12 protein-coding genes are annotated in these 13,859 nt (G+C 69.9%); 9 read left to right on the top strand and 3 right to left on the bottom strand.

Annotated elements, in window-relative coordinates:
* Nucleotides 1-43 precede the first annotated feature (43 nt).
* From H8R17_RS19090 to H8R17_RS19065, 6 genes are all read left to right on the top strand, one after another.
* A complete protein-coding gene (locus tag H8R17_RS19090) occupies nt 44-1,399 on the top strand; it encodes a sugar ABC transporter substrate-binding protein (RefSeq protein ID WP_187824411.1) in 1,356 nt (451 codons plus the stop codon).
* A 146-nt stretch (nt 1,400-1,545) separates the two neighbouring features.
* On the top strand, nt 1,546-2,349 hold the full coding sequence (locus tag H8R17_RS19085; RefSeq protein WP_187824410.1) for a rhamnogalacturonan acetylesterase: 804 nt from the start codon (nt 1,546-1,548) through the stop codon (nt 2,347-2,349).
* Nucleotides 2,350-2,419: 70 nt separating this feature from the next.
* Nucleotides 2,420-3,691, top strand: a complete 1,272-nt coding sequence (locus H8R17_RS19080) for a polysaccharide lyase family 1 protein (RefSeq protein WP_262505349.1) — start codon at nt 2,420-2,422, stop codon at nt 3,689-3,691.
* An 83-nt stretch (nt 3,692-3,774) separates the two neighbouring features.
* On the top strand, nt 3,775-4,899 hold the full coding sequence (locus tag H8R17_RS19075; protein ID WP_187824408.1) for a pectinesterase family protein: 1,125 nt from the start codon (nt 3,775-3,777) through the stop codon (nt 4,897-4,899).
* Nucleotides 4,900-5,196: 297 nt separating this feature from the next.
* On the top strand, nt 5,197-5,406 hold the full coding sequence (locus H8R17_RS46950) for a hypothetical protein (RefSeq protein WP_262505348.1): 210 nt from the start codon (nt 5,197-5,199) through the stop codon (nt 5,404-5,406).
* Nucleotides 5,407-5,410: 4 nt separating this feature from the next.
* Nucleotides 5,411-6,478, top strand: coding sequence for a dienelactone hydrolase family protein (locus tag H8R17_RS19065; RefSeq protein ID WP_187824407.1), 1,068 nt, complete (start codon nt 5,411-5,413; stop codon nt 6,476-6,478).
* Here the strand turns inward: H8R17_RS19065 and H8R17_RS19060 are convergent, their stop codons facing one another.
* Nucleotides 6,479-8,695: a family 43 glycosylhydrolase gene (locus H8R17_RS19060; protein WP_187824406.1), complete on the bottom strand. Its 2,217-nt coding sequence runs from the start codon at nt 8,693-8,695 to the stop codon at nt 6,479-6,481. It lies immediately after the preceding gene.
* A gap of 271 nt (nt 8,696-8,966) precedes the next feature.
* On the opposite strand from H8R17_RS19060, the gene H8R17_RS19055 reads away from it, so the two are divergent.
* A complete protein-coding gene (locus tag H8R17_RS19055; RefSeq protein WP_187824405.1) occupies nt 8,967-9,989 on the top strand; it encodes a right-handed parallel beta-helix repeat-containing protein in 1,023 nt (340 codons plus the stop codon).
* Between the two features lie 212 nt (nt 9,990-10,201).
* Complete coding sequence (locus H8R17_RS46945; protein ID WP_316959450.1) at nt 10,202-10,639, top strand: carboxylesterase family protein; 438 nt, start codon at nt 10,202-10,204, stop codon at nt 10,637-10,639.
* Between the two features lie 89 nt (nt 10,640-10,728).
* Here H8R17_RS46945 and H8R17_RS19045 read toward each other — a convergent pair whose 3' ends face one another.
* Nucleotides 10,729-11,571 (bottom strand): hypothetical protein, encoded by an 843-nt coding sequence (locus tag H8R17_RS19045; RefSeq protein ID WP_187824404.1) that lies wholly within the window; start codon nt 11,569-11,571, stop codon nt 10,729-10,731.
* Nucleotides 11,568-12,173, bottom strand: coding sequence for a SigE family RNA polymerase sigma factor (locus H8R17_RS19040; protein WP_187824403.1), 606 nt, complete (start codon nt 12,171-12,173; stop codon nt 11,568-11,570). The genes H8R17_RS19045 and H8R17_RS19040 overlap by 4 nt, the downstream gene beginning before the upstream one ends.
* 234 nt (nt 12,174-12,407) lie before the next feature.
* On the opposite strand from H8R17_RS19040, the gene H8R17_RS19035 reads away from it, so the two are divergent.
* The gene (locus H8R17_RS19035; RefSeq protein WP_187824402.1) at nt 12,408-13,859 is read left to right on the top strand and encodes an NCS2 family permease; all 1,452 of its coding nucleotides are present in this window, start codon (nt 12,408-12,410) and stop codon (nt 13,857-13,859) included.

Raw genomic sequence — 13,859 nt, 5'->3', positions numbered from 1 at the left:
CAACTTCATATCTCTGTTTGCGCCAGAAGAAGAGAGCCGACCAATGAAGATCAGCAGTCGCAGAAGCAGCACCGGCGGGCGCCGCACGTCGGCCGCCGTCGCCCTGGGTGCCGTGCTCGCCCTGACCGCCACCGCCTGCGGTGACGACGGCAGCAGCAGCGGGACCGGCGAGGAGGGCAGCGGCACGGGAAAGATCGTCTTCTGGGACAACAACGGCGGTGTCCGCACCGACATCTGGAAGGAGATCATCGCCGACTTCGAGAAGGCGAACCCCGACATCGACGTCCAGTACGTCCCGGTGGCCGCCACCGAGGTCCAGTCCAAGTACGACACCGCCATCCAGGGCGGCGGCCTGCCGGACGTCGGCGGCGTCGGCGCGGCGATGCTCGCCGGGATCGCCGCTCAGGACGCGCTGGAGCCGCTGGAGGACCGCCTCGCCAAGTCCTTTCTCAACGGCAAGCTCAACGAGGGCATGGTCGAGTCGGTGAAGGTCGCCGGCGGCTCCGACGAGCACATGTACACGGTCCCGACCTCCGCGAACAACGGCACGCTCTACTACCGCACGGACCTGTTCCAGAAGGCGGGCCTGGAGGAGCCGTCGACCTGGGACAGGTTCTACGAGGCCGCGGAGAAGCTCACCAACGTCAAGAAGAACGAGTTCGGTTACACCATCCGCGGCGGCGCCGGCTCCATCGCCCAGGCGCTGGACGCGATGTACGGGCAGTCCGGCATCACGTCCTTCTGGGACTCCAGCGGTGAGAAGACCACCCTCAACGACCCGAAGAACGTCCAGGCGCTGGAGAAGTACGCCGCCCTCTACAAGAGGGTCACTCCGGCGGCCGATCTGAACAACGACTTCACCAAGATGGTCGCCCAGTGGGACTCCGGCACGATCGGGATGCTGAACCACAACCTCGGGTCGTACCAGGACCACGTGAAGGCCCTGGGCACCGAGAAGTTCCGGGGCATCCCGCAGCCCACGGGGCCGGGCGGCAAGCGGGTCCAGGTCTCCAACCCGGTCGACGGACTGGGGCTGTTCAAGAGCTCCAAGAACAAGGAGGCCGGCTGGAAGTTCATCGAGTTCGCCGCCTCCCACGAGTCGAACTCCAAGTGGAACGAGTCGGCCGGCGCGATCCCGTCCCACACGGAGGCCGCGAAGGACGCGTGGATCTCCGAGGCCGAGCCGACCAAGCTCGCGGCCACGGCGCTGAACGACGGTTCCACCACCATCGTCCAGCTGCCGTACTACCTGCCCGACTGGAACACCATCTCCAAGGCCGACAACGAGCCCAACTTCCAGAAGGTCCTGCTCGGGGACATGAGCGCGAAGGACTTCCTGGACACGATGGCCGAGCAGCTCAACGAGGCTCAGGCCGAGTGGAATCAGCAGAAGGGCTGAGAGCTCGGTCGTTGTCCGGCGGCGGCCGGCCGCGGGATTCGTTTGGGACCGGCCGCGCAGTTCCCCGCGCCCCTTCGGGGGCGCGGGTACCCCCCACGTCGGAAGGCACCGCTATTCAGCAACACCCTTGAGAAAGGCTCCTTCTCGTGTCCCTCACCCGCAGACAGGCCACCTCCCTGGCGGCCCTCTCCGCCGTTCCCCTCGCCCTCGCGGCCACCGGTACCGCTCAGGCCACGAGTGACCGCCGCACCCGCACCCTCTACATCGCCGGTGACTCGACCGCCGCGCAGAAGTACGCCGACGCGGCTCCCGAGACCGGCTGGGGGATGGCTCTCCCCTTCTTCCTGCACAAGGACCGGTCCGTCGCCAACCACGCCGTGAACGGACGCAGTTCGAAGAGCTTCGTCGACGAAGGCCGGCTCGACGCGATCCTGGACGAGATCTGCTCCGGCGACTTCCTGATCATCCAGTTCGGCCACAACGACCAGAAGGAAAACGACCCCGCCCGGTACACCGAGCCGTGGTCGACGTACCAGGACTATCTGCGCCGGTACATCGAGGGCGCCCGCTCCCGCGGCGCGCGGCCGGTGCTGGCGACGTCCGTCGAGCGCCGCAGGTTCGACGCGGACGGCAACGCCCGGACGAGCCACGGCGACTATCCGGCGGCGATGCGCGCGCTCGCCCGGCAGGAGCGCGTGGCGCTGCTCGACATCCAGGCCCTGTCCCTCGCGCTGTGGCAGGAGCTCGGTGTCGAGGAGACGAAGAAGTACTTCAACTGGACCGAGACCGAGCAGGACAACACGCACTTCAACCCGCCGGGCGCGATCGCCGTGGCGCGCCTGGTGGCGCGCGAGCTGCTGCGGACGCGCGTGCTGGCCCCGCAGGACCTGCACCGGCTGGACGAGACGATCCCGGAGTCCTGGATCACCTGGCCGCAAGCCACCGCGTAACCACACCTCCGAACGCAGAGAAGAGAGCCGCACCATGGAACAAATGTGGCATGCGCATGCCATGAAGAGGATGGCAGTACTGGCCGGCTGCACCGCCCTCGTCCTGACCGTCACCGGCACCGGCGCCCAGGCGGGCTCCCGCGACCTCGGCCGAGAGGTCCTCGCCGCGCACGACGGCTGGGCCTCCGAGGGCGCGGGCACGACCGGCGGGTCGGCCGCCCACGCCGAGCACGTCTACACGGTCACCACCTGGGCCGAGTTCAGACAGGCGCTCGCCGATGGCGGTGACGCTCCGAAGATCATCAAGGTCAAGGGGATGATCGACGCCGTGTCAGAGGGCTGCGACGCCTTCGCCGCCGACGGCTACGACTTCCAGCAGTACCTCGCCGACTACGACCCGCAGGTGTGGGGGAACGACACCCCGCTCAGCGGTGAGCAGGAGGACCTGCGCGACGCGTCCGCGGACAACCAGGGCAAGGCCATCAAGGTGAGCGTCCCCGCCAACACCACCATCGTCGGCGTCGGGAAGAACTCCGGGATCCTCGGCGGCAGCCTCCAGATCAAGGGCGTGGACAACGTCATCCTCCGCAACCTCACCGTCGAGGCCCCGATCGACTGCTTCCCGCAGTGGGACCCGACCGACGACAACAAGACCGGCGCCTGGAACTCCGAGTACGACGGCGTCGTCGTCTACGGCTCCACCCATGTGTGGATCGACCACAACACGTTCACCGACGGCCGCTACCCCGACAGCTCTTTGCCGTCGTATCTCGGCAAGACCTACCAGCAGCACGACGGCCTGGTCGACATCGTGCGCGGCTCCAACTACGTGACCGTGTCCTGGAACTCGTTCGAGGACCACGACAAGACCATGCTGATCGGCAACAGCGACAGCGCCGCCGCCACCGATACCGGCAAGCTGAAGGTCACCCTCCACCACAACCGCTTCGAGGACATCGTCGAGCGCGCGCCGCGCGTGCGGTTCGGGCAGGTCGACTCGTACAACAACCACTTCGTGGTCACCGAGGACCAGTCGTACGGCTACACCTTCGGCATCGGCATCGAGTCGCGGCTGTACGCCACGCACAACGCGTTCTCGCTGCCGAAGGGCGTCAGCGCGGCCAGGACGCTGAAGAAGTGGAAGGAGGCCCCGCTGACCGCGGAGAACAACTACGTCAACGGGAAGCTCACCGACCTGATCGCCGTGCACAACGCGGAGATCCCCGAGGAGAGCCTCCAGTCGGGCGCGGGCTGGAAGCCGACCCTGCGCACCAGGGTCGACTCCCCGCGGGCGGTCCCGTGGCTCGTCGACCACCGCGCGGGCGCCGGCCGCGTGTGCTGACCGCAGCCGGCTGAACCGACGGGGCCGGGGCACGGCGCCCCGGCCCCACCCCCCGAACAGCACCATCGCGAAGGAGCTCCCGCATGGCCTCGCCCCGCCTCCGCCTTCCCCTGTCCAGAAGGGGTTTCCTGCTGGCGACCGCCGGTGCCGGCGCCGCACTCGGCGTCGCTTCGGCGCCCGCGCAAGCCGCCGCGCCAACCCGCCCGTTCGGCCGCTACGGCTCCCCGGCCGCCCGCCTGAACGCACAGACCCTGTACGTCGACCCGCACGGCCGGGGCGACTTCACCTCCGTCCAGGCCGCAGTGACCGCCGCGACCGGCAGCGGCTGGACCCTCGTCATCGCGCCGGGAACGTATCGCGAGACGGTCTCCGCCGACCGCTCCCGCACGGAGATGACCTGGCTCGGCGCCGGCGACGGCCCGCGTGACGTCGTCATCGTCTACGACAACGCGGCCGGCACCCCGAAGCCCGACGGCTCCGGCACCTACGGCACCACCGGCTCGGCCACCACCACCGTGCGGGGAGACGGCTTCACCGCCCACCGGATCACTTTCGCCAACGACTTCCTGCGCGCCGAGCACCCCGAGATCAGCGGCACCCAGGCCGTCGCCATCAAGGTGCAGGGCGACCGCTCGGCCTTCCACCACTGCCGCTTCCTCGGCCACCAGGACACCCTGTACGCCGACTCCAACTCCTCCGCCCTCTTCGCCCGCCAGTACTTCGCCCACTGCTACGTCGAGGGCGACGTCGACTTCGTCTTCGGCCGGGCCACGGCTGTCTACGAGCACTGCCACTTCCGCACCCTCAACCGCACCGACCTCTCCTCGGCCCCCTACGGCTTCGTCTTCGCCCCCTCCACGGAGGGCGCCAACCCGCACGGCTACCTGGTCCTGCGCGGCCGGGTGACGAGCGAGGCCCCCGACGCCCACTACAAGGTGGCCCGCCCCTGGGTGCCCAGCTCCAGCACCACCGCCCACCCGATGCTCACGGTCCGGGAGACCTGGCTGGGCCCCGGCATCGACGCGGTCGCGCCCTACGCCAACATGCGCGACGCCCACCCCTGGCAGGACCAGCGCTTCGCCGAGTACCGCAACACCGGGCCCGGCGCCGAGATCAGCGTTCCCCAGAACCGGCCTCAACTGACCTCTGCCGAGGCCGCGCTGCACACGAGAGAGGTGTACCTCGGCGACTGGCGGCCCCATGCGTAGGGTGGCCGTACTCCTCGCCTGCATGTGTCTGTGCTGGCCGGTTTCTGCCGCCTCTGCCGACTCCGCCGCCGAGCGGGAACCCGTCGGCTGGGCCTCCACCGGGCCCGGCACCACCGGCGGGGCGGGTGGCCGGACCTGGACGGTGGACACGCGCGCGGAGCTGAAGGAGGCCCTCGCGAACGGCGGTGACCCCAGCGCGCCCAAGTTGATCCGGGTCGTCGGCGACATCAACGGCTGGAGTCCGCGATCTTCTCCGAGCGCAATGTCTTCCGCTATCCAGGGGGCGAGCCGTCCGTCGTGCTCGCGGCCTGCGGAGGCGAGCACGTCCGTGACACCGGGTCCTGGTTCAACGGGCGGCCCGCCCGCCTGGGCGCGGTGGCGAGCGGCCTCGGCCTGACCGACGCGGTCGGCTGGCACCCGGCCGACGTGTACGGCTACCGCGCCTTCACGTCCCCGTCGGCCGTCGAGCGGTACGTGCTGCGGCACGCCGGTGCCGGGAGGCCGTAGGGGCATGGGTGAGGAGGTTCCCGGTCTCCCCGGCTTCCACCGGGCGCTCAACGACGAGCTCACCTTTCCGCTCGCCTGGGGCACCTCACCCGTGCGCGACTTCGCCGCCTGGCGCCGCGCCGCCCGCGCCAAGGTCGAGGAACTGCTGCTCGTCGAGCGGCAGGACGAAACGCCGTACGACCCGGAGTTCGGCGAGGTCTCCGAAGCCGACGGATACACACGGCAGTTGGTGACCGTCTCGCTCACCCGGTACGAACGCGTCCGCGGCGCCCTGCTCACCCCGCACGGCACCGGCCCCTTCCCGGCCGTCCTCCTCCTGCACGACCACGGGAGCAGGTTCGACATCGGCAAGGAGAAACTCGTCCGGCCCTGGTACGACGACGGCCGCCTCGGCTCCGCCCGGGAGTGGGCCGGGCAGCACTTCGGCGGGCGGTTCCCCGGCGACGAACTCGCCCGGCGCGGACACGTCGTGCTGTGCCTGGACGCCCTCGGCTGGGGCGACCGCGGGCCCCTCGTCCACGAGCAGCAGCAGGCCCTGGCCAGCACCCTCTACCACCTGGGCTCCTCGCTCGCCGGGCTCATGGCCCGCGAGGACCAGCGGGCCGCCGCGTTCCTCGCGGGCCTCGACCGGGTGGACGCCCGCCGGGTCGCAGCCCTCGGTTTCTCCATGGGTGCGTACCGGGCCTGGCAGACCGCCGCCCTGAGCGACGACATCGCGGCGGCGGCCTGCGTGTGCTGGATGACCGGGCTGAAAGACGTCCTCGTGCCCGGCAACAACATCCTGCGCGGCCAGTCCGCCTACTACATGCTCCACCCCGGACTGCCCCGCCACCTCGACTTCCCCGACGTGGCGAGCATCGCGGCACCCCGGCCGATGCTGTTCTTCGACGGCGGCCTCGACCGGCTGTTCCCGGCCGACGGCGTGCGGGCGGCGTACGACAGAATGCGGGCCGTGTGGCGCTCGCGCGGCGCGGAGGAGTGGTTACGCGTGAAGACGTGGCCCGAGGCGGGCCACGTCTTCAACGACCGTATGCAGGACGAGGTGTTCGCCTGGCTCGGCGAGATCCTGTGATCAGCGCCGGACCGGCTTGATCCCCTCCAGCGTCGGCACCACCGGCTTGATCGTGCCGTCCGCCGCGAACTCCATCCGGTCGATGGTGGTCTCGCGGTGCATGCCGTCACCGCCCGGCCTACCGGGGCCGTTCAGGGCGAACCGGTGGTAGACGATGTACCAGTCGTCGGTGCCGGGGGCGTTCACCACCGAGTGGTGGCCCGTGCCGAGGATGCCGTACTCGGGGCGCTTCTGCAGGATCGTCCCCTTCTTGGTCCACGGGCCCAGCGGGGACGGTCCCGTGGCGTACGCCACGTGGTAGTTCTCGCTGCGGGTGTCGTCCTCGGACCACATGTAGTAGTAGGTGCCCTGCCGCTTGATCACGAAGGCGCCCTCGCGGAAGTTCGCCGGGGTGATGTCCTTCACCTTCGATGCGTCGAACGACACCATGTCGTCGTTCAGCGGGACGACATAGCCGCGGCCGTTGCCCCAGTACAGATACGCCTGCCCGTCGTCGTCCGTGAACACGGACGGGTCGATCATCTGGCCCTGGAACGAACCGCCCTTGGCCACCAGCGGCTTGCCCAGCGCGTCCTTGAAGGGGCCCGCGGGGGAGTCGGCCACCGCCACGCCGATCTGCTGCTCGGCGCAGAAGTAGAAGTAGTACTTGCCGTTCCGTTCGGCGATCGCCGGTGCCCAGGCGTTCTTGTCGGCCCAGCTCACGTCCGGACCGAGGTCGACGATGACGCCGTGGTCCTTCCAGTGGACCAGGTCCTTCGACGAGTACGCCTTGAACTTCGTGCCGCTCCAGCCCTGGAAGCCGTCCGTCGTCGGGTAGATCCAGTACTCGCCGTTGAGGTAGTGCACGTCGGGGTCGGCGTTCAGGCCGGGCAGCATCGGACTGCGGGTGCGCACCGCCTCCACGGTCCAGGTGCGCTTGGCGCCGTCGGCCCCCGTCACCGTGTATGTCTGCGGCTTGCGGAAGTCGCGCCGGGTGCCGGAGCGCGGGCTGACCGTGGCGCCCTCACCGACCCACAGCTTCGGGGCGAGACCGCGCAGGTCGGCGCCCGGCTCCATCGGCAGGACGACCTTCGAGGCGCTCTCCGTGACGATCGAGTACCCCTTCTGGTCCCGCGCGGTGGCGTCCACGACCGACGTGGGGCTCTGCGGGTACGCGGCCAGCAGCCGGTCGTACTCCTCCTGCGTCACCGGCATGACGGTGCCGTGCCGGGGGCTCGCCGGCAGCTGGTAGTCGGTGGACGGGGTCCACTTGCCGGAGGACAGGTCGGTCGTCTCGAACGGGATGTAGCCGCGGCCGCCGTACTCGTCGATGAACAGGTACCACTTCTTCTCGGTGTTGGACTTGAAGATCGTGGGACCCTCACCCTGGTTCATCGCGCCCTTGCCGATGCAGTCCGCGACGAAGTCGTACTTCGTCGAGGTCAGCGACGTGGACTTCTCGGCGGTGATGAACTTCGAACAGGGGGAGCTGGACGACGGGTTGCGCTCGTCCTTGGTGTAGCGGTAGTAGGTGCCCTTGTCCTTCACCACCGTGGAGTCGATGACCGAGTAGCCGGGGTCGTTCCAGACCTTGGGCTCGCTGAAGGTGCGGAAGTCCTTCGTGGTCGCGTACAGCATCTTGTTGTACGTGTTGCCCTTGTGGTCCGGGTCGTCGGCCGCGTACAGCTTCGACGCCCAGAAGACCACGAACTCACCGAGCGAGTCGTCCCAGTAGGCCTCCGGCGCCCAGGTGTTGCCCGCGTTGTCCGGGGCGACCTTCACCAGGCGCTGGTCGGTCCAGTGGACCAGGTCCGTGGACTCCCACACCATGATCGACTTGCTGCCGTGCCGCTGGACCTCGTCCCAGCTGCCGCTGCTGCCCCGGTACATCCGCAGGTCGGTGGCGATCATGTAGAACTTGTCGCCCTCGGGGGCGCGGATCACGAACGGGTCGCGCAGCCCCTTCTCGCCGATGGTGGAGGACAGCACCGGCTTGCCGGCGTTCAGCTCACGCCAGTGCAGCGGGTCGTTGCCCCGGCTGAGGGCGTAGCGGATCTGCTCGCCGTCGGCGGTCCCCTCGCCGGTGAAGTAGGCGAAGAGATAGCCGGCGTACTTGGGCTGCTTCACGGGTGGTGCTCCGGAGTCTGCGGTACTGGGTGGCGCGGTCAGCAGGGACAGCAGGAGGGCGGGAAGGGCCAGGAGCGGGAGAAGAAGCGTGCGAACGGTGCGGGAGCGCATGACACTTCCTGTGGGAGTCTGGGGGATTCTGTTGAAGGGGCCTTGGGAGTCTCACCGGCCAGGGGCGGTGCGTCAATTGGTGTGCAGGTGAGCGAGAGGGATCGAAAGTTTCGGTGGCTTTCGGGGCTGTGCGGCAACCCTTTCCGGCCACGGCGGCGACCGGAGGGCAGACACGGGCCGGTGTGGCCCCGCCGGCCCGTGTCCTCCCCGGCTTTTGGAATGGTCTTCCGGAGCCGTGCGCCAGGACTGCCCCCTAGGAAAGGAACGCTCCGTGCGGCTCAGCTCCGGACGCCATCGCAGGACGCGCACCCTCTCCCTCGCCGCCGCGGTGGCCTGTGCCGCGGGGGCGGGCGGCTTCTACCTCGGACTGACCGACGGCGGCGCCCGGGCCGCGTCGGCCACGGTCACCGTGTCCACCACCGCGCAGCTGGAGTCGGCCGTGCGGGACGTGGCCGCGGGCGCCGTCATCGAGGTGCACGGCGGCACCTACCACCCGACGGCCACCCTGCGGTCGACGGCCAGCGGCACCGCGGCGCACCGGATCACGCTGCGCGCGTACGACGGGGAGCAGGTGCGCATCGACGGCTCCCGGCTGCCCGACGGCTCCTGGCTGGCCGCCATTCACGGCAGCCACTGGACGGTCGAGGACCTCACCTTCCGCAACTCCCCGGCCCAGGGCCTGGTCGTCACCTCCTCCACCGGCGGCCTCTTCCGGAACCTCGTCACGGCGGACAACGGCGACACCGGGTTCACGCTGCGCGGCGACAACACGGTGAACAACCTCGTGCAGAACCTGGACAGCCACGGCAACTACGACCCGGCGGGCCATGGCCGCAACGCCGACGGTATCGCCGTCAAGTTCGGCTCCGGCACCGGCAACCGGGTCACCGGGGCCCGGCTCTACGACAACTCCGACGACGGCCTCGACCTGTGGCAGTTCTCCTCGCCGGTCACCGTCGAGGACTCCCGCGCCTACGGCAACGGCCACAACCGCTGGCGGGACCCCGCCTTCGAGGGCAACGGCAACGGCTTCAAGCTGGGCGGCGGGGGCGCCTCCGTCGCGCACACCGTCACCGGCAACGCGGCCTGGGACAACACCGGCAACGGCTTCACCGAGAACACCAACACCGGCGCCGGCGCCGTCCGCCGCAACACCGCCCACGCCAACAGGGGGGCCGGTTTCTACTTCGCCACGGGTAAGGCGCGGCTCGAAGGGAACCGCGCCGTGGACAACAAGGGGGGCCCGGCGAAGCTGGGCTCGTCGACCGTGTCCGCCGGCAACTCCTGGGACTAGGGGACCACGCAATTGAGCATTCGCTCCCGCAAGAGCTTGAGACATCAATATCCTTTCAGCGCTGCCCCACTGCGGAGCGGTGGAAGGACGGTTCCCCCCACATGTTCCGAGCCCGTCGCACAGCCGCCGCAGCGTGTCTCGCGACCCCGCTTGCCGTGCTCACGCCTGCCTCCGTCTCCGCTGCCCCGCGGACCGGGTTGGACGAACCCCCGGTGATCCGGACCACCGCCGGTCCGGTCCGGGGCCAGACCACCGGGGAGTCCTCGGGCGGCCGTGCCGTGTGCACCCAGCTGGCCTCGCCGCCCGCACGCGGCCTGTTCCGGGCCGCGATCAGTCAGTCCGCCTCCTATCGCGACTGCGCGGCCATCCCCGTCAAGGACGCCGAGACCACCGGCCGTTCCTTCGCCGAGGCCCTGGGCTGCACGGACTCCGACTCCGGCGCCGTGCTGGACTGCCTGCGCACCTGGTCGTCGTTCGTCGCCCACGGAGTGCCCCGCGCCCCCGGCCTGCCCGACATGGCCGACCAGCGCGTCCGGCCGGGCGAGGTGACGGTGCTGCAGGCCGCGTCGGCCGGCGGGCCGCGCCCGGGCGGTGACTTCACCACCGCCCACCACTGCGCACTGTGGGACGCGGTCGCCGCCACCGGCTGACCGGGCTCCCGATGGAGGAACGCCCCCGCCGCTGGTGATCGGCGGGGGCGTTCTGCCGACCGGCCGAGGGGGGCGTCTTCAGGGATTCTTCACGAGTCGCCCTCGCCGTCGCCCCGGGCCGCGAAATCGCCGCCCACGGCGAGCTGTCCGGAGCCCGCGGTGCCCGTCGCGGTGTAGCGGTCGCCGCCGGCGTCCCGGCCGCCGCGCGCATGGTCGTACTGCCCGGCGAACACCCAGTCGCCCGGCGCGACCGTACGGCCCGCCTTGAGGGTCCAGGTGTAGACGAGGAAGCCGTCCTGCTCGCCGACGGTGAGGGTGAAGTCCTGCTCGGGCAGCGAACGCCAGGCACCCGCGTCGGAGACCCCGCCGGTCTGCGCGACCTTCAACTGCACGGTCAGCGCGGTCAGCCGCTCGCTGGTGCGGAGGGTGATGTTGCTCTGCGCCCAGAAGTCGTTGCTGTGCGGATCGACCGAGCCGTCCGACCACAGCGGTCCGTCCGCGGCGCCGGTGGCGGCGGGCGGCTGTGCGGGCGGGCGCGCGGTCGTGCGGGGCGCGGCGGGCGTGGACGGCTCGCGGGTCTCCTCGGGCGGTGCCGGGTCCACCGGCGGCTCGGCTGCGCGGTGGCTCCCCTCCGGCGTCGGCGTGAGTGTCGGCGAGACCGCAACCTGCTGCTGCGGGGGAGCGTCGTCCCGTACGGCGGACGCGACCGCGTACCCGCCGACCGCCAGCACGCCCGCGACCGCGGCCGTGGCGCTCACCACCCGCGCCCAGCCCCACACGGGCGGACGTGCCGCCCGGTGGCCGTCGCGCTCGGGGCCGGCCATGCCGCGCTCCACGCGGGCCAGGATGCGGGCCCGGTCCGGCTCGTGCGTCCCGGCCGCCTGGTGCAGCCGGGCGCGCAGCTCCTCGTGCACGTCCCGCCGCATGGTCATCGGTCCCATCCTCGGGCCTCGCCGGTACGATCCCCCGAGCTCATCGCCTCGTTCGAGCGGGGAGGTGCCCCCACCGCCGCATGAACCTTCTGCGGGACTTCTTGTGTGCCCAGCAACCGTTGCAGTTCGGCCATTCCCTTCGAGGTCTGGCTCTTCACCGTACCCACCGACACGCCGAGGGCGAGCGCGGTGTCCTTCTCCGAGAGGTCGAAGGCGTGCCGCAGCACCACGCAGGCCCGTTTCCGGAACGGCAGTCTGCGCAGCGCCCCCTGCACATCGACCACGCCCGCCACGTCCGGGTTCTCGGTGTTCTCCTCGCGCTGGGACCAGAACAGCGCGATGCGCCGCCGCTCCCGCACCGCACTGCGGATGCGGGTGCGGGCCAGGTTGGCGACCACTCCGCGCGCGTACGCCGCCGGGTGGTCGGCCGCGCGCACCCGGTCCCAGCGGTGCCACAGCGCCAGCAACGCGTCCGCCGCCAGGTCGTCGGCGGTGTCCCGCTCACCCGTCAACAGACAGGCGAGCCTGGACAGTTCCGCGTAGTGACGCTCGAAGAAGGCATGGAACTCCACGGAGGCTGCGTCGTCGACGACTGTGCCCACGGGCGTCTCTCCTCGAAGCGGCTTCCCCGGCGGCATCTCGGAAGTCGAGCAGTCGAACAGCCGTCCGCCAGGATGAGATCCGGAACTGTAGCAGCGTCCGTACGGGGATTCGAACAATGTATGGCCTGCCGAACCCGATTCCGTAACACGCAGAAAACCTGAAGCAGGTTCAACGCGGGAACAATCCAGCCAGCATCCGCAGACCGATCAACTCAGGCACCGAGGAGTACCGCCATGTCCGACCCGCAGAAGGTGGCCGACCGGCCCGGCGCCGCGCCGCCCGGCGTGAACAGCGTCGACCGGTTCTTCAAGATCTCCGCCCGGGGATCCACCTTCGCCCGTGAGATACGCGGCGGCTTCGCCACGTTCTTCACCATGGCCTACATACTTGTCCTGAATCCCATCATCCTCGGCAGCGCGAAGGACAAGTTCGGCGACCAGCTGGACGCCGTCCAACTCACCACCGCCACCGCCCTGGTGGCCGCGATCATGACGATCATCATGGGCGTCGGCGGCAACCTGCCGATCGCGCTCGCCGCCGGACTCGGCCTGAACGCCGTGGTGGCCTTCCAGATCGCCCCGCTGATGAGCTGGGACGACGCGATGGGCCTGGTCGTCCTCGAAGGACTGCTGATCTGCGTCCTCGTGGTCACCGGCCTGCGCGAGGCCGTGATGCACGCCATCCCGCAGCCGCTCAAGCAGGCGATCAGCGTGGGCATCGGCCTGTTCATCGCCCTGATCGGCTTTGTCGACGCCGGCTTCGTCACCCGCGTCCCGGACGCCGCGAACACCACCGTGCCGGTCCAGCTCGGCGGCACCGGCACGCTCACCGGCTGGCCGATTCTGGTCTTCTGCCTCGGCGTGCTGCTGACGATCGGTCTGCTCGCCCGCAGGGTCAAGGGCGCGATCCTGATCAGCATCGTCACCATGACGGCTGTCGCGATGATCATCAACTCGGTCGCCGACATCAAGACCTGGGGCCTGACCACGCCCGCCTGGCCGGACAAGGTGGTCGACACCCCCGACTTCGGACTGATCGGTCACTTCAGCCTGTTCGGCGCGTTCGGCGAGACCACGGCCATCACCGTCGTCCTGCTGATCTTCACACTGATCCTGTCCGACTTCTTCGACACCATGGGCACGGTCGTCGGCATCACCGCCGAGGCGGGACTGCTCGACGAGCAGGGCAGGGTGCCGGGCCTCGGCCGCGTGCTGCTCATCGACGGCGCCGCGGCGGTCGCGGGCGGCGCGGCCTCGGCCTCCTCCGCCACCTCCTACATCGAGTCGGCGGCGGGCGTCGGCGAGGGCTCCCGTACCGGCTTCTCCAACCTGGTCACCGGCGGCCTGTTCGCGCTGGCGCTGTTCCTGACACCGCTGCTCACCATCGTCCCGCTCCAGGCGGCGGCCCCTGCCCTCGTCGCCGTCGGCTTCCTGATGATGACCCAGGTCAAGCACATCGACTGGGACAAGTACGAGATCGCCATCCCGGCGTTCCTGACCATCGCCGTCATGCCGTTCACGTACTCCATCACCAACGGCATCGGCGCGGGCTTCCTCGCCTACGTCGTGATCAAGACGGTCCTCGGCAAGGCGAAGGAGATCCACTGGCTGCTGTGGGGCACTTCGGCCCTGTTCCTGGTGTACTTCGCGATCGACCCGATCGAGCAGATCCTGGGCGTCAAGTGA

Origin of the sequence: Streptomyces sp. TRM68367, from assembly GCF_014495685.1 — a bacterium.
Classification (GTDB): Bacteria; Actinomycetota; Actinomycetes; order Streptomycetales; family Streptomycetaceae; genus Streptomyces.
Note: the sequence above shows the minus strand (reverse complement) of the source record. Positions and strands in the feature narration are given on the sequence as shown.

Coding starts and splice junctions, on each gene's coding strand:
- H8R17_RS19065 (WP_187824407.1), top strand. CDS start 5,411: ATGGGTGAGGAGGTTCCCGGTCTCCCCGGCTTCCACCGGGCGCTCAAC.
- H8R17_RS19080 (WP_262505349.1), top strand. CDS start 2,420: ATGGCAGTACTGGCCGGCTGCACCGCCCTCGTCCTGACCGTCACCGGC.
- H8R17_RS19090 (WP_187824411.1), top strand. CDS start 44: ATGAAGATCAGCAGTCGCAGAAGCAGCACCGGCGGGCGCCGCACGTCG.
- H8R17_RS19045 (WP_187824404.1), bottom strand. CDS start 11,571: ATGACCATGCGGCGGGACGTGCACGAGGAGCTGCGCGCCCGGCTGCAC.
- H8R17_RS19060 (WP_187824406.1), bottom strand. CDS start 8,695: ATGCGCTCCCGCACCGTTCGCACGCTTCTTCTCCCGCTCCTGGCCCTT.
- H8R17_RS19075 (WP_187824408.1), top strand. CDS start 3,775: ATGGCCTCGCCCCGCCTCCGCCTTCCCCTGTCCAGAAGGGGTTTCCTG.
- H8R17_RS19035 (WP_187824402.1), top strand. CDS start 12,408: ATGTCCGACCCGCAGAAGGTGGCCGACCGGCCCGGCGCCGCGCCGCCC.